The organism is Gluconobacter oxydans, from assembly GCF_006539685.1.
Lineage (GTDB): Bacteria > Pseudomonadota > Alphaproteobacteria > Acetobacterales > Acetobacteraceae > Gluconobacter > Gluconobacter oxydans.
This window is the reverse complement of record NZ_BJNM01000007.1, coordinates 64,669-86,716: the sequence shown is the minus strand read 5'-3', so window position 1 is coordinate 86,716 and position 22,048 is coordinate 64,669. Positions and strand designations below refer to the sequence as shown.

Below are 22,048 nucleotides of genomic sequence, written 5' to 3'. Positions count from 1 at the left end.
AGCTCAGTAGCTGTAGCCGTAGGACAGGCCGATGCTCGATCCGGGATCATTTTCCGGGGTCGTGAAGCCTGTGACCTGACCGCCCGTGCCGACTGTCGTATTGAACTTCAAGCGCTTCGTCAGGTCGATCTGGACCTGTGCCTGCGTGCCGGAGCCGGATGTCGCCTGCTTGGCGCCGACATAGACGCCTTTCATGACGTATTTCCCGGCCTCGACACTGGTGCCACCATTGTCCACACCACTTCCGCCGCCAACCGCCAAACGGTCGAGCCCCAGCAGGTTACGCACCTTGCTCAGCGGATCAAAGGCCGAACCACCCGCAAGCTGGACAACCGCTGCTCCCAACTCCGCAAGCTGCGTCGTGGAGAGCGAATGACTGTCAGTGCCGAACAGCAGGATGGACAGGACCTGATCGCGCGGCAGGCTTGGCGTGGACGCGAAGTCGATCTTGGGCGCACTGGCATAACCCGTCACCAGAAGGCTCGCGAGTGTGCCGCTGGCGTTGCGGTCGGCACGGAAATCCAGCGTCGGATCAAGCTTGTGGTTCACGCCCGAACCATTGAACGCCACGCGCCCGTTGGTGAAGTTGAGGTTGATCCCGCCCAGGTTGAAATTGCCCCGCTTGAGATCAAAGCCACCGCTGACCGCAGGTTCCGCGCTTGTCCCGCGCACGCGCAGACGGCCCTGCATTTCCGCAAAGACGCCATGCCCACGCACGAAGAACTCACCCGGCGAAATCACATCCACGCCCAGCCCGATGATCAGGCTCGAGCTGGAACTGGACGGCGGCTTCTGGCCCGGACGGATGACATCGAGCTGTGGGACGGAAGCGGGCATGGAGTCCGGAATGTTGATCGTGGCGTTGGGAATATTGACTTTCCCGTCCACATCCAGCCGCGTCGTGGCCTGCCCGTGGATATGCAGATCGGTGTTGATCGTCGCGGTCAGCAGGTCGCTTGAAACCGGCCGGGCCTTTTCGGACGTGATGTGCAGATCGACCGGAAGATCAGGCCGGAAGGCTCCGACTGTTCCTTCCAGCACGATCGTCCCCGGGCCCGCATGGGCGACGATGTGATTGACTGCGATGCTGTCCCCGGAAGCGACAAGCGCGCCATTGATGTGATTGAGATGCACGCCCTGGGCGTAGTGATCGAAGGAGGCATTTTCCAGTGTCACCTGTCCCGTCGCCCGTGGCTGCGCGGCCGTTCCGGCGACATTGAGATTGATGCCGACCTTGCCAGCCACTCCCATGCCACTGGCGCCGAGGACAGCATTGCCCACGGACAGATCAACATGCCCCGTGGTCGCAAGCGCCATCGCGCCCGTGCTGGAAAGCGGCGCTGTGCCCCGCACGGCCAGCGCGACGGACGGACCGGCGCCCAGAGTCGCATCAACCTTCGCGGAACTGGCGGCGAGCCCCACATTGGCCAGGATCTGCGCGGCCGGAAGGGACGCCGCAGGGCCGGTCCGCATCCGCAGGTCACGCCCGGTCAGCGAGACCGTTCCGGTTGGCGCGGCCAGCGTGCCGCCGAGCTTGGCATTGAGCGAAATCGCGCCCGTGGCCGACAGGTCCGGCGCGAAAGGTTTGGCGATCGCAGGCGTGATGTGGTCCAGACGCGCCGTGAGTGCGAGCGCCGGTTTCAGCGTTCCCACCACATCGATCGTTGCAGGCGCGACACCCTGCGGGGCCACCGTCGCCAGAAGATGATCCACGCCCATCGTCTTGCCGAAAGACACCACGGCCGGACGGCTCAGACGCAGGCTCTCGCCCTTGGCCAGAGCCGTCAATTGCCCGAGGCGCACCGTCTTTTCGGGCACGTTCAGCACAAGTGCGGTGTCGATATTGGCCGGGGCATCCATCACGTTCTGGAAGGCTGCGTTCAGCGCAATGGCCATCGCGGTCTGCGGGCCCTTGATCGTGGCATGGGCCTTGCCCGTCATGGCCTGATAGCGCATCCCGGCCAGATCCAGCACCAGCGCGGGTTCCGGAGCATCGATCGGATTGGTGATGGTGCCGTTGACCTTCAGGGACTGGACGGCAGCCTGCGCCATCGACAGCATTCCGTCCAGTCCAAGTTTCACGACAGGCGGCGCATTTTCAGCTTCCGTCGTGTGCAGGCCCAGCGTCAGATGACCTGAAATCGCCTGCCCGATCAGACGCTGGAAATCGCCCAGATTGCGGATCGAGACGTCCAGATCCCCCAGCGGAACTTTTGCCCCCTTGGGCAGACGCAGCCTGCCCTTCCCGGTCAGGCTGTTCCAGCCCAGCGTGTTGAGATCCAGATGGTACGCGTCCGCATCATCCTGCTGAAGCGCCGTATCGAGCACGAGTGGCGCGTGATCCAGGGTGCCTTTGGCCGTCAGCGTCCCATCCGGATGGGACGGCAGATGCTGGAAATCCGCGTGCAGTTCCACGGGCCCTTTCGCGACTTCTTTTGTGCCGAAATCACCGTTCAGGTCGGCCTTGACCGCAAGATCATCCGTCGGGCCATCGGCCGTGGCGGTCAGCGTCGTATTGCCGAGGATGGCAGGGCTGGCCTTTGCGAGATCCGGCAACTGGACGGAGGCTTTCGTCTGCATCCGGTTGCCATGCGCCATGTCGATCACGGACGACACCAGCATGTGCAGAGCCGCGCCATCCAGTCCGAAGCTTTTCAGCGTCAGGACATTGGCGGGCGATTTCGTCAGATCTAGCGAGAACGTGCCCGTCTTGCCGATCAGGTTTACGGCCTGTGCCTGACCGCCGATGATCGCGAGCGTCCCCGTGCTTTTCAGCGTCAGGTCGTCGCGTTTTGTGACCGGCATGGCGAAATCGGCATGCAGCCCGGCATTTCCCTTGAGGTCCGTGCTGCCCATCGCCGCCAGCGGATGCAGGTCCGGCAGGTCGAGATCCAGATGCCCTTTCGCCGCCGGCTTCAGATCCGCCGTGGCCGTGCCATGGAACAGCGGATGATCCAGCTTCGCCACGATTGGAGCGGATGGCGCCAGCGGATGCGCCAGAACATCCAGCGTCAGGGGAGCTGCGGCCAGAAGCGTGGGCTGGGAGCCCGGGATTCTCAGCCCGTCCAGAGACGCTGTCAGATGGCCTGTCGCATCATTAGGCTGATCGCTCTCAACGCCCTCGAACTGCGCATGCAAATGCCCGATCCCAGCACCCGCCGCCGTCAGCGCGTCGATATCCAGAACGCCCTGCCCGTTCGGCGCCGTCAGCGGCCCATGCAGATCCGTGTCCAGAGCGATGGCATTCCATGCAATTCCCGGACGCAGCGTCATGGAGGGCGCATTGGCCTTCACATGCAGGTCCCCGACACGCGTCAGCAGGTTCATCGTACCCGTGGCCGAGGCCTTGATGGGACCGGCGCCCAGGCCGAAATCCAGCAAGGACGCCGTACGTGGCCCGTTGAGGTTCAGGTGCAGATCCAGCGGGTCAAGTTGCGGCATCTGGCCCAGCGTCGTAGCAAAACCGTTGTCGCCTTCCTGAAACCGGATCCCGACTGCAATGCGCTTCTTCGGCGTCTGGACGTTCAGCGTCAGACTGCCCGGCTGATCAAGCCGCTTCAGGGCCAGCGCCACATCCATGACCGGCAGCGTCTTCATCGTCACGCCATCCAGAAACGGCGCGATGCTGTGGATATGGGCGTGACCGTCCAGCGAGAAAGCCGTCGGCGTGACGGTATAGTCCGGCCCGATTTCCAGCCGCCCGACATGCAGCGATGCCAGATCGACACGCAGATGCAGCTTCGACGGTGCCGTGCTGGTCGTCGTGGGCTTTGCAGGCGTCTTTTCGGGCTCAGACACCATCTTGCGCAGGACGGCGACCCGCGAGGCGCTCAGATTGGTGATCTTCGCATCCAGATGCAGCAGGGACAGCGGCGACCAGCGCAAGTCAGCATTATCCAGCTCGATCCAAGGGCCTTTCGTATCCTTGATGAGCAGTTTCGCCACCGCCAGATGATGCGGCAGGAAGCCCGAAAGTCCGGAAATTTCGACCATGTCCCCCGTCAGCGGGCCGATCTTGCGCTCGATCAGACGCTGGCCGGGCGAGATGTTGATCCCGACCAGAACGCCCGTAACCGCCACGGCCACGAGCCCCACAGGCACGATGACCAGACCGGCTGCGACACGGAGAAGAATCCTGCGAACACGCATCAGAACGTCTCCCCGAGGCCGAAATACAGTTCCCATTTATCGCCGTAAGCCGGACGGTTCATCGGCAGCGCCACATCCACGCGGATCGGCCCGATCGGCGTGAAATACCGCACGCCACCACCATAACCGACCCGCAGCGTGCCCTGTCCCGGCCGCGATCCCGTGCCGACCTGACCGGCATCCACGAACCCGGCAAAACCCAGATTCATCGGCAGGCGCTGGCGGAACTCAACACTGCCTGCATCCATGGACGTGCCACCGATGCCGTATTTCGTCTTGCCGTATTGCGGCCCGACCCCCTGATAGCGGAACCCGCGCACCGTGGCCGGGCCACCGGCATACAGACGCTGATCGGGCGGGATCTGATAGGTGGACGCGCCCTGCACCGAGCCTACGATGCCACGCACGGCAATCACGCTGCGTCCAGGGCGGGAAATGCCGAGATGTTTCAGATCGAAATAGGTCGAGACCTGGGCCGACAGCAGCGTGAAGAACGACGATCCGCTCTCAAGCGATTCCGAGGGCGTCACCGAAAGCGAGGCGCGGACACCATGCGTTGCCGGGTCGATCGGGTTGGAAAGCTGGGTGTTGTCGAATGTGGCGTTCAGCGGGGCGGCGATAATGAAGTAGCTCCGCGTATCGCCGAACTGCTGGATCTGCTCCTGCTCACCCATCACGCCGCCCGAGACGTTCCAGTATTTTCCGACATGCCGGTTCAGCCCCGCGCGGCCAACGATGGCGGTCTGGTGATAGGAATAGAGAAGCTGGCGGATGCCTTCGAGACGCACGCTCAGGTTCTGCCCCTTGGACAGGAAGTCCGGCTTCATGAAATCCGCATAGACGTCATAACCGAGGCCCTGCTGGGCGGAGCCGCCAAGCCCTGTGATCAAGGCGGTCAGGCGCAGCTGCTCGGCATTGCCCAGCAGGTTGTGATGCGTCCAGCTCACACCCACGCGCCCACCCAGATCGGTCGAATATCCGATTTCGGCAGACAGGGTCCGCCGCTTGGCTTCCTTGAAACTGAACTCGATCGGCATGGCCTGAAGTATGCCGGGCATGAGGGTGCGCGAGGGCGGAAGGGTAATGATCGGCGGGGCATTGCGGACCTGAACGGACGCAAAAACGCCCGTACTCGCCAGATCCTGCCGTGCGGCTTCGATCCGGGAGGGGCGGTAAAGCTCGCCTTCCTTCAGTTCCAGCCGGTTCATGAGATAGCGCTGTTTGGTATGCGCCAGCCCCGTCATGCTGATGGGGCCGATCACGACCTTTGGTCCGCGGTTCACCCGGAACACGATATCCAGCGTATGCGTCTGGGGCTTCAGATAGGCCAGAGGGGTCGAGACACTCGCCGTAGCGTAGCCTTCTTCCTGAAGCTGGTTGAGCAGGCTGTTCTGTGCGGCCAGAACGTCCGCCGCCACGGCAGGCTGCCCCGAAGACAGACCGAACGCCTTGCGCTCTTCAGGCAGAAGGCTGACCGGCTGGGCCTGTGCGATCGCCTGTTCCGAGGTCGCCGCCACCGCCGCAGCGGGCGGCGGGGTTGGAACGGCTTTTCCGTCAGAGGGCGCTTTCCCCGCAGGGGTTTTGGCAGATGTTTTCGCAACAGGTGCCTTGGCGGTCGGGTCCTTCATGGCAGGCACCGTCGCCGTGGGAGTCGTTGGCGTGGGTGCTGGAACGGATGCAGCGGGGGCTTCCTGTGGCGGCGTGGTCAGCGCCACATTTCCCAGACTGAACCTCGGCCCGATCGTGGCCGAAATCGTGATCGCGACCTTCTGGTTTTTGCCGAGCGCCTTGAGAATATCCGGCAGGGACGGATCCTTGCCATCCACGGTCCGTGCGCCCGCCTTGACGCTGATCTTCACCGAGCCCGCATAATATCCCTGCGATTCAAGGGCGCTGTTGACGCGATCATAATCGCTGCGGATCCGCCCGGCGAGCGCATAGGCTCCGACGGTGTGGGACGTCTGAAGGGATTTGAGCTGGGAGGATGCGGCGATCGCGGCGTCCAGATCCGCCTGTTTCGTCGGCGTCAGCGTTACGGCATAGGGAATGGCAGGATCGGACGTGCCATCCGTCACCAGCTTTGCGTTTGCAGCCGCTTTCGACGCCTTCGCTTCCGCCGGCAGGGGCGCGCAGAACACCGTTACGATGCCCAGAATGCAGGACATCGAAGCAACTGACACAGAAAAAGAAACGGGACTGCGGCCTGACTTCACCGTGCGTCCTGAAATCCGTATTGAGGGCATTTCCGGCCTTGTGAAAACCGGAACACGAGAGCGCAGACCGAACAAGGCGGCTGCTACCATCCGAGGAACCTTGCACGGCGCTCCCTGTCAAGTCCTCCCGGACAGGAGCGGTCCGGAAAACTGCCCTGCACCGGCGGCACCCGACAGACACCCCGAGAGGCAGGCCGACAAACAAGCCAACAAACAAGATTGTGTCCCCCCCGCGAAAACCTTATCACTCAGCCCCCATGTCCCATCGTGATGCCAAGACCCCGAACGGCCGGCGCGGTCACAACCGTCCTGTCCTGGAGGGAAATCCCGACTTTCCGGCCTCCCAGCCGACAACGTCGACCACCCTGTACAGCCGCCTGCGCTGTGCGGGGCGCCTGTCGCTTGTCCTGATCTGGGCGTTCTGGGCGTGCAGCATGCAGGCGATCCTCGTGCGTCTGCCCGGGCGCCTGAAAATCATGATGCCCCGCATTTTCTGGAAGGGCGTCTGCCGGATTCTGGGCATCCGGATCAGGGTCATCGGGCACAGCGCCGGCGGCGTGCGCACGGCACGGGACGTGCGTGAAGGCAAGCGGCCGGTCGTGTTCGTGGCCAATCACTGCTCCTGGCTGGACATCGCCATCATCGGCAGCACCCTGCCCGTCGTGTTCGTGGCCAAGGGCGAAGTCGGCAAATGGCCGCTGATCGGGACCGTCTCGCGACTGGGCCGTACCATTTTCGTCAGCCGCAACCGTCAGGAAACCGGACGCGAGCTTCATGACATGGCCGCGCGCCTCTGGGATGGCGACGATATTGTGCTGTTCCCCGAAGGCACGTCTTCGGACGGCTCGCGCGTCCTGCCGTTCCTGTCCTCGTTCTTTGCCGTCGCCAAACCCGGCCGCCTGGAACAGGTCGGCATGCCCAAGGCTCCGCCTGTTCTGATCCAGCCCGTCTCCGTCGTCTATGACAGCCTTGAAGGCCTGCCGGTCGGCCGGAGCCGCCGGAACGTCTTTTCCTGGTACGGCGACATGGATCTTGCGCCGCATCTGTGGTCCTTCGGCCAGTGGCGCTCCATGGGCGCGTCGCTCATGCTGCATGACCCGATCACGCCAGACGATTTCCGCTCCCGCAAGGATCTGTCCCGCGCCACCTTCGAAGCCGTCAACAACGGTGCCGCAGAGCTGCGTCGCGGTCAGTCGAAAGTGACAGAGTCCTGAAAATCTGCGCCAGAACCGGGCCAACAATCAGGTTTATCTTGACTTGAAGCCTGCCCCCGCGTCACCTTCGGAACACGACACGGCAGCAATCCGGCTTTCGTGTCCGGAGGTGGTGATACCCATTCAGGCCCGTCTGATCATCCGTCGGCCCATCGCATTCGGGACGCCGTTCCCCGGAACAGGCTTGACCGCGCGGATGCCTGCCCCGATGTGTGTGCCTGATTCTGCCATTCCCGGACCGAGACCTTGACCACCGCCCCGACTTCCCCAGCCCTGCCCGCTTCTTCCGACACCGCGCCCACCGGGCCTGCTCCACGGGGCCTTCATGTCATTACATGGGGCTGCCAGATGAACGTGTATGACAGCGCGCGCATGGCCGATGTCCTGCGGCCGCTGGGTTATGGCCCGGTCGAGCGCCCCGAAGACGCCGACATGGTCATCCTCAACACCTGCCATATCCGCGAACGGGCAACCGAAAAGGTCTTTTCCGAGCTTGGTCGCCTGCGCAAGATCCGCGACGAGCGGATGAGCAATGGGGCTGACCGGACCATTATCGCCGTCGCTGGCTGCGTGGCGCAGGCTGAGGGCGAGGTTATCCTCACCCGCGCACCTTATGTGGATCTGGTGCTCGGGCCGCAGACCTATCACAAGCTGCCCGAAATGGTGGCCCGCGCCGCCCGTGCGGGTGGGGCTGTGATCGAGACGGATTTTCCCGTCGAGCAGAAGTTTGATTTCCTGCCCACGGATGCCGCGCCCCAGACGCAGGGCAATCTCACGGCGTTCCTGACCATTCAGGAAGGCTGCGACAAGTTCTGTTCGTTCTGCGTCGTGCCCTATACCCGCGGCGCGGAAACGAGCCGCCCGGTCGCTTCGGTTCTCGCCGAGGCACGCCGGATGGCGGAAAGCGGCGTACGCGAGATCACCCTGCTCGGGCAGAACGTCAACGCTTATCATGGCGATGACGGCAAGGGCGGTAGTGAGACTCTGGCCGGGCTGGTCGAACAGCTCGCGCAGATCCCCGGTCTGGGCCGCATCCGCTACATGACGTCCCATCCCCGCGACGTGGACCAGAGCCTGATCGACGCACACCGCGACAATCCGGCCCTCATGCCGTTCCTGCATCTGCCCGTACAAAGCGGATCGGACCGGATCCTCAAGGCCATGAACCGTGGTCACACGGCGGACGAATACCGCGAGAGCGTCCGCAAGCTGCGTGAGGCCCGTCCTGATCTGGCCCTGTCTTCCGATTTCATCGTCGGTCATCCCGGCGAGACGGAAGAGGATTTCGAAGCGACCATGCAGCTCGTGCGCGATATCGGTTTCGCCATGGCCTACAGCTTCAAATATTCCCCCCGTCCCGGCACGCCGGCCGCCGGTCAGCCAATGCAGGTGCCCGAGGACGTGAAGGATCGCCGTCTGGCCGAGTTGCAGGCGCTTCTGCGCGAACAGCAGGACGCCTTCAATGCCGACATGGTCGGAACGGTGCAGGAAATCCTGGTGACGAACCGGGGCCGCAAGCCCGGGCAGATCGCCGGGCGTTCCCCCTATCTGCAACCCGTTCATTTCGACGGGCCGGATCATCTGATCGGGTCCACCGTCAAGGTCGCCATCACCACGCGCCGCACCAACTCCCTGGGCGGCACCCTGATCCGGGAGACAGCCTCCGCTTGCTGACAACGCACCCGACCCGTCCCGTCGCCACCAGCAGTGGCTCCGAAGGCAACCGCACCGTTGCCCTTCGCTTCAACGACAACATCCTGCTCCAGCGCCTGCTGGGGGACCATGACCGGCATCTCGTCCGGCTTGAGGAAGGATTCGACGTCAAGCTGTCCTGTCGTGGCAACAAGATCGCCATTTCCGGAGAGACGGAATCGGTCGGTCGCGCACAGGCGGCCATCATCGCGCTGTACAATCAGCTCGAACAGGGCGGCACGATCGATGCCTCGCAGGTCGATGGCGTCATCCGCCTGACGGCCCTGCCGAGCCGTCCGGAACGCCTGGTCGACACGAGGCAAGGCCGGCCCGTTCCCGAAGAACGCCCGCGCGGCCACAACGGCCACCGACGTCCGGAAAAGGGCCATGGCAAGCCGCATAACGCGCCCGCCACAGCATTCGGGGATCTGCCCGCCATCAAAACCAAGCGCGGCGTCATCGCACCGCGTTCGCATGGTCAGGCCGCCTATATGGAAATGCTGGCCAATACCGACATGGTGTTCGGCATTGGCCCGGCCGGTACGGGCAAGACCTATCTGGCCGTGGCGCAGGCCGTGGGCATGCTGCTCGCCGGCCAGGTCGACCGGATCATTCTCTCGCGCCCGGCCGTCGAGGCCGGTGAGCGCCTCGGCTTCCTGCCCGGCGACATGCGCGAAAAGATCGACCCCTATCTGCGTCCACTCTATGACGCCCTGCATGACATGATGCCAGGCGATCAGGTGGTGCGCCGCATGGGGACGGGTGAGATCGAAGTGGCGCCGCTTGCTTTCATGCGCGGGCGTACCTTGGCTCATTCCTACGTCATTCTGGACGAAGCCCAGAATACGACCGCAGCCCAGATGAAAATGTTCCTCACCCGTATGGGCGAAGGAACACGCATGGCCATTACGGGCGATCTGAGTCAGATCGATCTTCCGAATGGTGTATCATCCGGTCTGCGTGAAGCGGTCGAGACCCTCGAAGGCATCAAGGGAATCGGCATCACGCGCTTTTCTTCCGAAGATGTGGTGCGCCATCCGCTGGTTGCCCGTATCGTCGATGCCTATGAACAGAAAGCGCCAGCCCCCCGGGACGTGTTCCGGAACAGGCTGCGCCGGGAAAACAATGGAACCTCCAAGTCGACACGCCGGTACTGACATCATCATCGAGGACGCGCGCTGGCGCGCCTCGGTTCCGGGGACGGAGCGTGCAATCCGGCGCGCCCTCGTCGCGGTCGCCCGTCAGGGTGGACCCGACTTCACGCAGTCTCCGGCTCCTTCGATCCTTCTGGCGACAGACCGGATCGTCAAGCGCCTCAATGCGCGCTTCCGGGACAAGAACAAGCCCACGAACGTCCTGACGTTCGAGCCTCTCTCGCCCATGCATGGCGGAGACATCGTACTGGGTTACGAAACGGTACGCCGCGAAGCTGCGGCAGCCCGGCGCTCGCTGAGGGCGCATCTGTCGCATCTTGTGGTGCATGGCGCACTGCATCTTGCCGGTTACGATCATCATCATCCCGGCGAGGCCCGGGAAATGGAAGGAATTGAGACCCGTACCCTGCGGTCCCTCGGTTTTGGGGATCCTTGGCGCCAGGGGAACTGGCAGCAGGCTGGGAGTGTCCGGATATGAGTGACGATTCACACGACCGCCCGACCGAAGAGTCGGGCAAGAGCCGCCCTTCCCGCGGCCTTTTCGGACTTTTCAACCGCCGCGGGCGCGATCAGGGCCTGCGCGAGTCCATCGCCACCCTCGTTCAGGAAGCCGGACAGCCGATCGAGGATGCGGGCGACGAGCCGGAACTCGACCGACAGGAACGCGCCCTCATCATGAACGTGCTGCGTCTGCGGGACATCACGGCGGATGACGTCATGATCCCACGCGCGGACATCGTTGCCATGCCCGAGGCCCTGCCATTCAATGAGGCACTGGACCTGATGCGCCGGGAAAACCATTCCCGCCTTCCGGTCTATCGCGACCAGCTCGATGACATCGCGGGCATGATCCATGTGAAGGACCTGATCGCCTATGTGGGCGATCCGGAGGCCTTCGATATCCGCCCGCTCCTGCGTCAGCCGCTGATGATCGCGCCGACCATCCCGGTGCTGGACCTGCTGCTCCAGATGCGCCAGCGCCAGATGCACATGGCCCTCGTGATCGACGAATATGGCAGCATCGACGGGCTCGTGACGATCGAGGATCTGATCGAGACCATCGTGGGCGATATTTCCGACGAGCATGACGATCCGGTCACGACCATGTGGGTGGAACGTCCGGACGGTTCGTTCGATATCGATGCCCGTCTCCCTGTCCGGCAGCTTGAAGAACGGCTTGGCGCCGTACTGACGGATGCCGAACGCGAGGCCGAGATCGAGACGGTCGGTGGGCTGGTCTTCCGTCTGGCCGAGCATGTCCCGGCCAAGGACGAGGTGCTGACCCATGAAAGCGGCCTGGAATTCCGGGTTCTGGATGCGGATGCCCGGCATATCCGTTCCCTGCGCATGCGGGTTCCGGAAGGCTGGGAAAACAAGCCGCTTCCCGCTCTCAAGACGCAGGAAGATGACCGGGGCTCTTGACGGAGGCCCCGGTTCATCGTTCGAGTATCACATCGTTTCCAGCGGAGCCCCGCCCATGTCTGCCGACCAGCCTCTCGGCCGCCGCACCCTTCTCGCTTCCGGAATGGCCCTTGTGGCCAGTGCGGTCGTATCGTTTGCTCGGGCGGATGACCTGCCCACCAGCGATCCGCGCATGGGGCCCCGCGTCATCGGCTCGCCGGATGCAAAGGTAATCGTGGACGAGTGGTTCTCGCTCACCTGCTCGCACTGCGCCCATTTCGCGCAGGAAATCTTTCCCCAGATCCGCAAAAACCTGATCGATACGGGAAAGATCCGCTACCGCTTCCATGATTTCCCGCTCGATCAGGTCGCCCTTCTGGCGTCCATGGTCTCACGCTCCCTGCCCGCCGAGCGGTACGAGCCCTTCGTGACGGATCTGCTCGACCATCAGGACGAGTGGGCCTTCGCACAGAACATCGACCCCATCGCTGAGCTAAAAAAGCGTGCGGCGCTGTTCGGCGTGAGTGCTGCCGAGTTCGACAAGATCAATGCCGATAATGCCCTGCGCGAGTCCATTATCAACAGGCAGGACCGTGACGGCGCTTTCCTCCAGATCCAGGGCACGCCATATTTCCGCATCAATGATGTTCCCGCGCCCGACGTGGTCGGGAGCTATGATGATTTCGCCAAAGCAGTTGCAAAGGCTTCCTGAATGACCCGTCTTTCCCTTTCCCGCCGCTTTTTCGTCTCTGCCGCGCCGGCTCTCGCCGTGGCCGGAACTGCCGCTGGCACGGCCCGCGCCGTTGCTGCAGGTTCGACCGGTGCCCGGCTGAGCCCGCGTATCATCGGCAACCCGAATGCCAAGGTCCTGGTTCAGGAATGGTTCTCCCTGACCTGCACGCACTGCGCGCATTTCGCGACGGAAGAGTTCCCCAAGATCAAGGAACAGCTCATCGATACCGGCAAGATCCGCTATCAGTTTCATGATTTCTGCGGCGATCGCGTTGGCCTGACGGCGGCCATGGTGGCCCGTTCCCTGCCGGAAGAGCGTTACGTCCCCTTCCTCGAAGCCCTGTTCTCCAGCCAGATGCAGTGGGCCTTCGCTGCCGGTGGCGATCCGATGCAGCGTCTGCAGCAGATGTCCGCCCTCGCCGGCGTTTCGGCTGCGCAGTTCGACGCCATCAGCAAGGACAACGTGTTCGCCGAAGCCCTGTTCGATCAGGTCAAGAAGGATTCGGACACCTACAACATCCAGGGCACGCCGTATTTCCGCTTCAACAACACGCATTACGATCAGGATCCGGAAACCTACGAAAAGTTCGCCGATCTCGTCGCCAAGGCGTCCTGATCCGCTAACGTAGGACCAGTATCTCCATACCCTGATGTCGAGCCGCGCCACGACGATCGACCGCCTGAGCATTGGCGGTTTCAAGAGTTTCGCCGATGAGGTGCGTCTCGATATCCTTCCGGGCCTGACGGGGATCATCGGGCCGAACGGCTGCGGAAAATCCAATGTCGTCGAAGGCCTGCGCTGGGCCATGGGCGAGACCTCCGCCCGCGCCCTGCGTGGCGGGGAACTCGATGACCTGATCTTTGCGGGCACGGGCGCACGCTCGGCCCGCAACATCGCTCAGGTCACGCTGCATCTGAGCAACGCCGCCGGACTGGCCCCGTCCCCGTTCCAGGACGCGGACGAGCTGGAAATCAGCCGCCGGGCCGAGCGTGGTTCAGGCAGCGAATACCGCATCAACGGCCGCGTCATGCGCGCCCGTGACGTCCAGACGCTGTTCGCCGATCTGGCGTCGGGTGCACGCAGTTCCGCCATCATCAGCCAGAACCGCGTCGGCCAGCTCATCGCGGCCAAGCCCGAGGAACGGCGCCTGCTCCTCGAAGAGGCCGCGGGCATCACCGGCCTGCACGCCCGGCGCCACGACGCCGAACTCAAGCTGCGTCAGACCGAGACGAACCTCTCCCGTGCCGAAGACCTGCGCCTTCAGCTTGAAGAACGCCTCGAAAGTCTGGAAGGTCAGACCGTCCAGGCCCGAAAATACCGCGAGATTTCCGAGAAGATCCGCCAGACGGAAATCGAGCTCCATGCCCTGCTTCATGCTCGCGCCAATCTGGCCGTCCAGCGCAGCCGGGACGATCTGGCCAAGGCGCGCGAGGACCTGAAAAAAGCCGAGCAGGCCGCAGAAGCCGCCGCCACGGCCGAGTTCGAGGCCCGCAAGGCCGCCCCACAGGCCCGCGAGGAGACGGATCGTCTACGCAGCACTCTGGAGCGGCTGAAGGTCCAGTCCGAAATCCTGAAGCAGGATCTCGATCGCGCCCGGCAGACCGAGTCCGAAACCCGCCTGCGCCTTGAACAGGCCGAAGGAGACCTGACCCGCAGCGAAGCCAGCCTGACGGCGGACCGGGAAGCCCGGCAGAGTGCCGCGGAAGAATGTGCAGGCCTTGAAGCCGAGATGGCCGCTCTGCCCGGTCTGCGCTCATCCTGCACAGCAGAGTGCGAACGTCTGGATGCGCTCGAAAAGGAGCAGACCCTCGCTCTGGAAAATGCGACCCGCCTGCGTGATGCCGAAGCCATCCGCAGGGACGGCGTGATGGAAGGGCTGGATGCCCTGACCCTTCGTCTGGATGCGGCAATCGGCGCACTGGACGCTCTTGAGGCGGAAATCGCGGCACTGGATCAGGCGACACCCGATAACAACACCCTGGAGACGCTGCGCTGCAAAGCCGCGTCGATGCAGGAACAGGCGCAGCTCGCCAGCCGCCGGGAACAGGACTGCACGACTGCGTTGCAGGAGGCGCGCCTTAAAGCCGAGCTGGACGGGCGGGCACTGGCTGAAGGCATAAGCCGCCTCGAAGCGCTTCAGGCCACGGAAGCCGATCTGGACAGACGTCTTCAGACGACCCAGACCCAGATCTCGCAGGACCGGACCACACGGAATGCGGCTCAGGCCGCACTGCTGACCGGGGACGCAAAAGCGGGGCTTGAAGCGGCCCGCGACAGCACGGCACAGGCCCTGACCGAAGCCCAGACGCGGGAAAACCACGCAAGACAGGAGCAGGAGCGGCTCGGTGCCCTCTGGCTGGAAGCCCGTGCTGCGGCAGAAGAAGGCACGCAACGTCGCAAGGCGCTTCTCCGAACCGTTGAACAGGCTCGGCAGTCCCTCGATCAGGCGCGACAGAAAGTTCAGTTGGCGTCTACGGCGGAGACAACGGCCCGGGCCGCCCTTGTACCCGAACAGGCCGTTCAGGATGCCCGCAATACCGTCACGCAGGCCGAAGAGCGTCTGACGGGTCTACAAAAGGCTCTCACAGCGGCGGAAGCCACACTGGCAGAGACGCGCGAACAGGAAGCACAGGCCCGGCAGGCCCTGTCGGCACTGGAAACGCTCATCCTGCGCACACAGGGCGAATGCGAGGGGCTGGAGCAGAGCCTCAACGCCGTTGCCGCCCAGCCCGATCCGCTGGAAGACGCTCTGGACCTCCCGGCAGACATGGCCCGCGCCGTCGCGGCAGTGCTGGCGGACGGGCTGGATGCGTCCCTGGCTCCGGACAGCATTCCCGCCGACCGGCGGTGGCGGTCTCTGGATCGTCTTACCGTCGCGAAACTGGCGGGCTGTCGTCCGCTCTCGGATCTCGTTCAGGCCCCTGCGGCGCTGCAACGCTGTCTGGACGCCGCGTTCCTGCTTGAGGATGCCAGCGCCGGACCGGACCTGCAGAAAACCCTCCAGCCGGGACAGGTTCTGGTCTGCCGCAGCGGCGCGCTCTGGCGCTGGGATGGATTTACCCGCTCTGCCGATGCCCCGGATGCCGGAGCAGCCCGGCTGGAACAGCGGCGTCGTCTAACGGAAGCCCATGCCCTGCTTCAGTCCCATCAGGCCGATCAACCCCGCCTGAGCCAGACCTGCACCACAGCCATTGAGGCGCGCGAACAGGCCGAAACGGCACTCGCAGCCCTGCGTCGCGACCGCACAGCGCTGGAGCCGCAGCTTGCCGAAGCCCGGACCGTGGCCTCGCGGATCGAGCAGAAAGCGGCCCTGGCCCGCACCCAGTGGGAACAGGCCGCAGAGCGCCTGAAGGACGCCGAGGCGGCACTGGAATCTGCCCAGAGCGCAGCCACGCAGGCCGAAGCCGAACTGGAAGCCCATCCCGCTCCCGACGATCTGCTGCTCAGGGCACAGACCAGCGCTCAGGACGCTGAAAATGCCCGCAATGCCCTGCGGGATGCCAGCAGCAGGCTTCAGGATGCGCGGAGTGCCGCGGACACCGCAGCACGCGCCCTGGATCAGGCCCTTCTGCGGCATGACAGCACGCTCACCCGCCTGCGGGATCTGGATGAAGGCCTGACGCGGCTGGAGCACGAACACGAGCGTCTGATGGCCCAGCGTGTTGCACTTCAGCAGCAGGACAACCGGCCCGATATCCCGGCACTGCAAGCCGCGTCTCATGCCTCGCAGCAGGTTTTCGATCAGGCACGTTCCTCTGCCGAGGCAGCATCGCAGGCGGCACGGAAAAGCCGTGAAGACGCCACCAGCCTGACCCGGGAACTTCAGGCGCTCGACCAGTCCGCCGCAACGGCCCTCGCCCGGCGTTCCGCGCTGGAACCGCGTCAGCGGGAGCTGCGGGATCTCGTCAGCCGCCTGCGCGACGATCATGCCAAACGGACGGCCGAACTGGCCGAAAGGCCGGATCCTGCGGTGCTGGAACAGGCGGTTCTGGACGCCACGGCGCCCCTTCACGAAACACGCCATCTGTTGGATGCCGCCCGGACCGAAAGCGCCCGCCTGTCTCTTGAAGACGTCCGTCTGACCGGCGCCCTGGGTGCGGTCCGCGCCCGGCTTGAGGCCCTCGGCACCCGGATCGCGGGCGAAGAAGCCAGTCTTGCGCATCTCCGCAGCCGACGGGATGAGCTGCGGGACAGCTTTCAGACACACAGCGCTGTGCCTGCCGAGCTGGAACGGAAACTCTCCGGTCACGATCAGACCCTGACGGACGCCCAGAACGCCTATGACGCGGCACGCGCCCGCGACGAAGCGGCGGGGGCTGCGGGACTGGAAGCGCAGGAGCAGCGCCGCAACGCCGACCTCGCACTGGCGGCAGGCCGGGAAGCCATCGCACGCCTGACCGAACGCGCCGAGCAGGCCGTCGCCGCCCGTGAGCGCCTCCTGGCCGACAGCGAACCTCCCGAAGGCGGGGCACAGGGCGCTGCCTATCCGTCCGATCTTTCCGAACAGGCCGAGACCTCGACCCGCCGCCGCCTTTCCCGCCTGCTCCGCGAGCGCGAAGACCTGGGCGCGGTCAATCTGCGGGCCGAAGCCGAATTCGAGGAAGCGCGCGAAACAGCCGAGACCATCGCCCGCGAGCACGCCGAACTGACGGCGGCCATCAACAGGCTGCGCGGCGGGATCGGGACGATCAACCGCGAAGGACGCGAGCGCCTGCTGGCGGTCTTCTCGGAAGTGGACCGGCATTTCCAGTCCCTGTTCGCCCGGATGTTTGGCGGCGGCCGCGCGCATCTGGGCATGGTCGGCAGCGATGATCCGCTGGAAGCCGGGCTGGAAATCTTCGCCCAGCCACCGGGCAAGAAGCTCTCGACGCTGTCCCTGCTTTCGGGTGGCGAACAGGCCCTGACTGCCCTTTCGCTGATCTTCGCGACCTTCCGCTGCAACCCTGCGCCCATCTGCGTGCTCGATGAAGTCGATGCGCCGCTGGATGATGCGAATGTCGAGCGTTTCTGCTCCCTGCTGTCCGACATGACCAAAGAAGCCGGCACGCGGTTTCTGGTCGTCACGCATCATCAGCTGACAATGGCGCACATGGATCGTCTTTATGGTGTCACGATGCAGGAACGTGGTGTAAGCCGGGTCCTGTCAGTCGATCTGGGGCGCGCCGTCGCGCTTGTGGACGGCTGAGGTCAATTTTCTCAAACAGATAAATTGACGTTGGACCGTTCTGGCCCTTTGATAGAAGGAAAACCGGAAAGCACGCGCCATCTTCGTTGATCCACCCCTTCCCGACCCCATCATGACGCGAATCCGTGAACACGGCATCCGCGTGGTGGGAGACGTGCATGGTGATTTCAACGCTTTCCGTCATGCCACCGCAACCGACCGCTTTGTCATCCAGCTCGGAGACCTCGTCGATCACGGCCCCGACAGCGCCGGCGTGATGGAGCTGATGCTCGAACTTCTGGAGCAGCAGCGTGGGCTGTTCATTCTCGGCAACCATGACCGCAAGCTGGGCCGCGCCCTCGAAGGCCGGCGCCTGAGGCGCGATCCGCCGCTTGAGGAAACGCTGCGCCAGATTTCGCTGCCGGAATATGAGGGGCTTCCCGAACGCGCCTACAGAGCCATCGATCAGGCACCGACATGGCTGCGGATCGGCCGCTCCCTGTTCGTGCATGGCGGATTTCATACAGCCATGCTCTCCCATTCCCCGGTGCCGGGTCTGGGCGAAATGTCCGCGCCGCTGTCCCGCGCCCTTTTTGGTGAAACCACCGGCCGCATGCAGCCGGATGGTTATCCCGAACGCCGCCTGACCTGGATCAACCGCATCCCCGAAGGGATGACGGTCTATGTCGGCCATGACCGCCGCTCGACTGACGGACGCCCCTGGCGCCGGACGGGACGTCTGGGGGGCACGGCCGTCTTTACCGATCTCGGTGCCGGAAAAGGCGGCCATCTTGCATGGATCGATTTGAATGAGCCCTGAGCCCTCCAACATGCCTCACACCTCCAAGCCGGCTGGCTCCGACCCTGCCTTGGCCGAACTCGAACGCCTGCGCGCGAGCATCGACAACATCGATGCCGCCCTGATCCACATGCTGGCAGAACGCTTCCGCTGCACGCAGGAAGTCGGAAAGCTAAAGGCCCGCGCCCATCTCCCACCGGCCGACCCGTCCCGGGAGACGCGCCAGATCGAACGCCTGCGCCAGCTTGCCCGCGATGCCCATCTGGATCCTGATTTCGCCGAGAAATTCCTGGCCTTCGTCATCCGTGAGGTCATCCGACATCACGAAGCCATCGCCGCAGACGCCCGCCGGGCCTCGGAAGGCTGATGCGCCGCCTCCTGCTTCTGCGCCACGCCGAGGCCGCCCCCCACGTCCTGACCGAGCAGGGCGACCGCGCCCGTGCGTTGACTCCGAAGGGACAGGAACAGGCCGCCAGCATCGGCAGACAGCTCGCCACGCTGGACCTGCCTTCCCCCATCCGGATCCTGTGCAGCCCCGCCATCCGCACCCAACAGACTGCGCAGGGTGTTCTTGCCGCTTCTGACACGGCCGCCTCGCTTGAAATCGAAGACAGCCTGTATTCCGCGACGGCTGACGATCTTTATGGCCTCATTCATGCCACGCCCGAAACCGTCGGGACCCTGCTGATCGTCGGCCATAACCCGACCATCGGCGACTTTGCCTGCGAGCTTCTCGGTTCCGCCCTTCAAAGCGCCCGATTTTCCACACTCTACCGGTCTTATCCGCTGGCAGGCCTGACGGTTCTGGGCGTTCCGGGACAATGGCTGGATGTCCGCCCGTCCACGATCCAGCCTCTTACGCTCCTCCAGCCCTGAAAGAGCGTCCAGAGGGCTTCTCTGGACATAAAAAACCTTTCAGAGATAAAACAGAACAACATCCTTACATTTCAGGCGGGTTATCAACTCCATGTCCGAAAACCGTTCCGCAACCTTTGGTCTCGATGGCCTCAGCCGTCAGTTTCCAGTTCTGGAAGGGACGATTGGTCCGGACGTCGTGGACATGCGCGCCCTGTCCCAGAAAACGGGTGTCTTTTCCTTTGATCCCGGGCTGGGCAGCACAGCAACCTGCACCAGCGCCATCAGCTATATTGACGGCGACAAGGGCGTCCTGCTGCATCGTGGCTATCCGATCGAAGACCTGGCCCTCAACGCCAGCTTCACCGAGACGGCCTATCTGCTGCTTTATGGCGAACTGCCAACCGCCGCGCAGTATCAGGCGTTCCGCACGGACATGAACACTCACCGGCTGCTGAACGAGCAGATCCGGAACTTCTTCAACGGCTTCCGCCGCGATGCGCATCCCATGGCGATCCTATGCGGAACGGTTGGCGCGCTTTCGGCCTTCTATCATGACGGGCTGGACATTTCGGAGCCAAAAGCCCGCGATCTCTCGGCCCGCCGGCTGATCGCCAAGGTCCCGACCATCGCAGCCTGGGCCTATAAATATTCCATCGGCGAGCCCTTCATCTATCCCGATGAAGAGATGTCGTTCTCCGAGAACTTCCTGCACATGCTGTTCGCCCGGCCGGGCAACCATTACCGGGTCAATCCCGTGCTGGCCCGCGCGATGGACCGCATCCTGCTGCTGCATGCCGATCACGAGCAGAACGCCTCCACGACGACTGTCCGTCTCGTGGGGTCGACCGGCGCGAACCCCTATGCCTGCATCGCGGCTGGCATTGCCGCCCTGTGGGGGCCTGCGCATGGTGGCGCCAACGAGGCCGCGCTCGGCATGCTGGAAACCATCGGTACCCGCGATGGCATTCCGGCCTTCCTCAATGAGGTCAAGAACCGTAATTCCGGCGTGCGCCTGATGGGCTTTGGCCATCGCGTCTACAAGAACTTCGATCCGCGCGCGAAGATCCTTCAGGCGACCTGTCACGAAGTCATCGAGGAACTCGGGCTCAAGCGCGACCCGCTGCTGGATCTGGCGATGGAACTGGAGCGCGTGGCGACCGAGGACGATTATTTCGTCAGCCGCCGCCTCTATCCGAATGTGGATTTCTATTCCGGACTGATCCTCAAGGCTCTCGGGATTCCCAAGAGCATGTTCACGGTGCTGTTCGCAGTCGCGCGGACAGTCGGATGGGTCAGTCAGTGGAAGGAAATGATCGAGGAACCGTCCGTTCGCATCAGCCGCCCGAGGCAGCTCTATATCGGTGCGGCAGAACGGAATTTTGTCCCCATGAGCGAGAGGCGCTGAAGCGCCTCCGCGGCGTTCAGCAGTCGCAACCCGGAGTCTGGCCGCGGGCCTGACGGACGACGTGATGGTCGATCCATTCGGCCACGAGGCGGCGTGCTTCCTTCACGGAAGATTCGGGATGGTGGATGCGATACAGCGTCGTGCAGGCCGCGAAGGCCTGCATGTCCGGCTGGCCGACTTCACGCAGTTCCTGATAGGCCGTCACAACAGCGCGTTCGCATTTCCGGCCGATCCGACTGGTCTCTATGCTCACTTCTGTTCCTGCCGTAAATGAGAATGAATATCGATATCTCTCCCTAGAACTCCCGACGCTCCCATGCAAGCACGAAGATCGATGGGACCGGTAACACTGACAGGCAGCAGATAAAGTTCACACAGCCCGGAAGCGGAACATATTGCCCCTACCCTTCCCGGCAACAGCCCGGTAAACCACGAGAAAACGACGTCAGCGGAGACAAGCATGACCCAGTTCGCCGAAAGCCCGATGGCGGGCCGCACCCAGTGGGAGCGTGACGCGGCCCTCACCACGGCCCGTATCCTGCTTGAGATCAAGGCCATCAACTTCCGCCCGGAAGAGCCCTACACCCTGACGTCCGGCTGGAAGTCCCCGGTCTATATCGACTGCCGCAAGATCATTTTCTTCCCGCGGGCCCGCGGGAAGATCATGGAACTGGCCGTCGAGAAGATCGGCCGTCATATCGGCTATGAAAGCATCGACGCCGTCGTGGGTGGCGAGACTGCCGGCATTCCGTTCGCCGCCTGGATTGCGGACCGAATGATGACGCCGATGGCCTATGTGCGCAAAAAGCCGAAGGGTTTCGGCCGTAACGCGCAGATCGAAGGTGATGTGCCCGAAGGCATGCGCACCCTGCTGGTCGAGGACCTGACGACGGACGGCGCATCCAAGATCCGATTCGCCAATGCCCTGCGTGACGCAGGCGCCATCGTGAACCACACCTTCGTCGTGTTCTTCTATGGCGTGTTCCCGGGCGCCCACAAAACGCTGGCGGATATGGACATCTCGCTGCATTCGCTCTGCACCTGGTGGGACGTTCTGGAAGCCTGTGCCGGCGGTGACTACTTCTCCGAAAAGGACAGCGCCGAAGTCCGCCGCTTCCTGGAAGACCCGTGCGGCTGGTCCAGGAAGCATGGCGGCGTGAGCAGCGCGGAAGAGGCGCTGGCTCTCAAGGCCAAAGCCGAAGCCTGATGGACACTGGCGCATCCGTGCCAGTCGGCCGGAGTCTGGTTTTTGACTCGGGCATTGGC

At 63.7% G+C, this 22,048-nt stretch carries 16 protein-coding genes; 13 read left to right on the top strand and 3 right to left on the bottom strand.

From position 1 onward, the window contains the following. Positions 1-3: 3 nt before the first annotated feature. Positions 4-4,149: a translocation/assembly module TamB domain-containing protein gene (locus GOX01_RS04830; protein WP_062269770.1), complete on the bottom strand. Its 4,146-nt coding sequence runs from the start codon at positions 4,147-4,149 to the stop codon at positions 4-6. Then, on the bottom strand, positions 4,149-6,314 hold the full coding sequence (locus GOX01_RS04825; protein WP_041242789.1) for an autotransporter assembly complex protein TamA: 2,166 nt from the start codon (positions 6,312-6,314) through the stop codon (positions 4,149-4,151). The genes GOX01_RS04830 and GOX01_RS04825 overlap by 1 nt, the downstream gene beginning before the upstream one ends. A 305-nt stretch (positions 6,315-6,619) precedes the next feature. Here GOX01_RS04825 and GOX01_RS04820 point away from each other — a divergent pair, with 305 nt between their 5' ends. From GOX01_RS04820 to GOX01_RS04765, 12 genes are all read left to right on the top strand, one after another. Beyond that, positions 6,620-7,576 carry a lysophospholipid acyltransferase family protein gene (locus tag GOX01_RS04820; RefSeq protein WP_011253523.1) on the top strand — a complete coding sequence of 319 codons (957 nt, stop codon included), beginning with the start codon at positions 6,620-6,622 and terminating at the stop codon, positions 7,574-7,576. Positions 7,577-7,849: 273 nt separating this feature from the next. Then, a complete protein-coding gene (gene miaB, locus GOX01_RS04815; RefSeq protein WP_228119211.1) occupies positions 7,850-9,250 on the top strand; it encodes a tRNA (N6-isopentenyl adenosine(37)-C2)-methylthiotransferase MiaB in 1,401 nt (466 codons plus the stop codon). Beyond that, entirely contained in the window at positions 9,244-10,425 is a 1,182-nt protein-coding gene (locus GOX01_RS04810; RefSeq protein ID WP_011253521.1) for a PhoH family protein, read from the top strand. Before miaB ends, GOX01_RS04810 begins: the two co-directional genes overlap by 7 nt. Next, positions 10,394-10,900, top strand: coding sequence for an rRNA maturation RNase YbeY (gene ybeY, locus GOX01_RS04805; protein ID WP_011253520.1), 507 nt, complete (start codon positions 10,394-10,396; stop codon positions 10,898-10,900). Before GOX01_RS04810 ends, ybeY begins: the two co-directional genes overlap by 32 nt. Further along, positions 10,897-11,844 carry a hemolysin family protein gene (locus GOX01_RS04800; protein ID WP_024716779.1) on the top strand — a complete coding sequence of 316 codons (948 nt, stop codon included), beginning with the start codon at positions 10,897-10,899 and terminating at the stop codon, positions 11,842-11,844. The genes ybeY and GOX01_RS04800 overlap by 4 nt, the downstream gene beginning before the upstream one ends. Before the next feature lie 55 nt (positions 11,845-11,899). Then, a complete protein-coding gene (locus GOX01_RS04795; protein ID WP_034953666.1) occupies positions 11,900-12,535 on the top strand; it encodes a thioredoxin domain-containing protein in 636 nt (211 codons plus the stop codon). Next, entirely contained in the window at positions 12,536-13,171 is a 636-nt protein-coding gene (locus GOX01_RS04790; protein ID WP_011253517.1) for a thioredoxin domain-containing protein, read from the top strand. Positions 13,172-13,205: 34 nt separating this feature from the next. Continuing rightward, positions 13,206-17,741 carry an AAA family ATPase gene (locus tag GOX01_RS04785; RefSeq protein WP_011253516.1) on the top strand — a complete coding sequence of 1,512 codons (4,536 nt, stop codon included), beginning with the start codon at positions 13,206-13,208 and terminating at the stop codon, positions 17,739-17,741. 112 nt (positions 17,742-17,853) lie between these two features. After that, positions 17,854-18,540 carry a metallophosphoesterase gene (locus tag GOX01_RS04780; protein WP_011253515.1) on the top strand — a complete coding sequence of 229 codons (687 nt, stop codon included), beginning with the start codon at positions 17,854-17,856 and terminating at the stop codon, positions 18,538-18,540. A 10-nt stretch (positions 18,541-18,550) separates the two neighbouring features. Beyond that, on the top strand, positions 18,551-18,886 hold the full coding sequence (locus tag GOX01_RS04775) for a chorismate mutase (protein ID WP_024716777.1): 336 nt from the start codon (positions 18,551-18,553) through the stop codon (positions 18,884-18,886). Next, entirely contained in the window at positions 18,886-19,395 is a 510-nt protein-coding gene (locus tag GOX01_RS04770; protein ID WP_062269772.1) for a SixA phosphatase family protein, read from the top strand. The genes GOX01_RS04775 and GOX01_RS04770 overlap by 1 nt, the downstream gene beginning before the upstream one ends. Positions 19,396-19,486: 91 nt before the next feature. Continuing rightward, the gene (locus GOX01_RS04765; RefSeq protein WP_011253512.1) at positions 19,487-20,782 is read left to right on the top strand and encodes a citrate synthase; all 1,296 of its coding nucleotides are present in this window, start codon (positions 19,487-19,489) and stop codon (positions 20,780-20,782) included. A gap of 16 nt (positions 20,783-20,798) precedes the next feature. Here the strand turns inward: GOX01_RS04765 and GOX01_RS04760 are convergent, their stop codons facing one another. Then, positions 20,799-21,035 carry a hypothetical protein gene (locus GOX01_RS04760; protein WP_024716776.1) on the bottom strand — a complete coding sequence of 79 codons (237 nt, stop codon included), beginning with the start codon at positions 21,033-21,035 and terminating at the stop codon, positions 20,799-20,801. A gap of 207 nt (positions 21,036-21,242) precedes the next feature. On the opposite strand from GOX01_RS04760, the gene GOX01_RS04755 reads away from it, so the two are divergent. Then, positions 21,243-21,989 (top strand): orotate phosphoribosyltransferase, encoded by a 747-nt coding sequence (locus GOX01_RS04755; protein WP_062269774.1) that lies wholly within the window; start codon positions 21,243-21,245, stop codon positions 21,987-21,989. The last annotated feature ends 59 nt before the right edge of the window (positions 21,990-22,048 follow it).

Bases quoted from the DNA above. Each gene is read 5' to 3' on its own strand.
- GOX01_RS04755 (WP_062269774.1), top strand. From the start codon at position 21,243: ATGACCCAGTTCGCCGAAAGCCCGATGGCGGGCCGCACCCAGTGGGAG.
- GOX01_RS04830 (WP_062269770.1), bottom strand. From the start codon at position 4,149: ATGCGTGTTCGCAGGATTCTTCTCCGTGTCGCAGCCGGTCTGGTCATC.
- GOX01_RS04775 (WP_024716777.1), top strand. From the start codon at position 18,551: ATGCCTCACACCTCCAAGCCGGCTGGCTCCGACCCTGCCTTGGCCGAA.
- GOX01_RS04770 (WP_062269772.1), top strand. From the start codon at position 18,886: ATGCGCCGCCTCCTGCTTCTGCGCCACGCCGAGGCCGCCCCCCACGTC.
- GOX01_RS04790 (WP_011253517.1), top strand. From the start codon at position 12,536: ATGACCCGTCTTTCCCTTTCCCGCCGCTTTTTCGTCTCTGCCGCGCCG.
- GOX01_RS04825 (WP_041242789.1), bottom strand. From the start codon at position 6,314: ATGTCCTGCATTCTGGGCATCGTAACGGTGTTCTGCGCGCCCCTGCCG.
- GOX01_RS04780 (WP_011253515.1), top strand. From the start codon at position 17,854: ATGACGCGAATCCGTGAACACGGCATCCGCGTGGTGGGAGACGTGCAT.
- GOX01_RS04795 (WP_034953666.1), top strand. From the start codon at position 11,900: ATGTCTGCCGACCAGCCTCTCGGCCGCCGCACCCTTCTCGCTTCCGGA.
- GOX01_RS04765 (WP_011253512.1), top strand. From the start codon at position 19,487: ATGTCCGAAAACCGTTCCGCAACCTTTGGTCTCGATGGCCTCAGCCGT.
- ybeY (WP_011253520.1), top strand. From the start codon at position 10,394: ATGGAACCTCCAAGTCGACACGCCGGTACTGACATCATCATCGAGGAC.
- GOX01_RS04785 (WP_011253516.1), top strand. From the start codon at position 13,206: ATGTCGAGCCGCGCCACGACGATCGACCGCCTGAGCATTGGCGGTTTC.
- GOX01_RS04820 (WP_011253523.1), top strand. From the start codon at position 6,620: ATGTCCCATCGTGATGCCAAGACCCCGAACGGCCGGCGCGGTCACAAC.
- GOX01_RS04800 (WP_024716779.1), top strand. From the start codon at position 10,897: ATGAGTGACGATTCACACGACCGCCCGACCGAAGAGTCGGGCAAGAGC.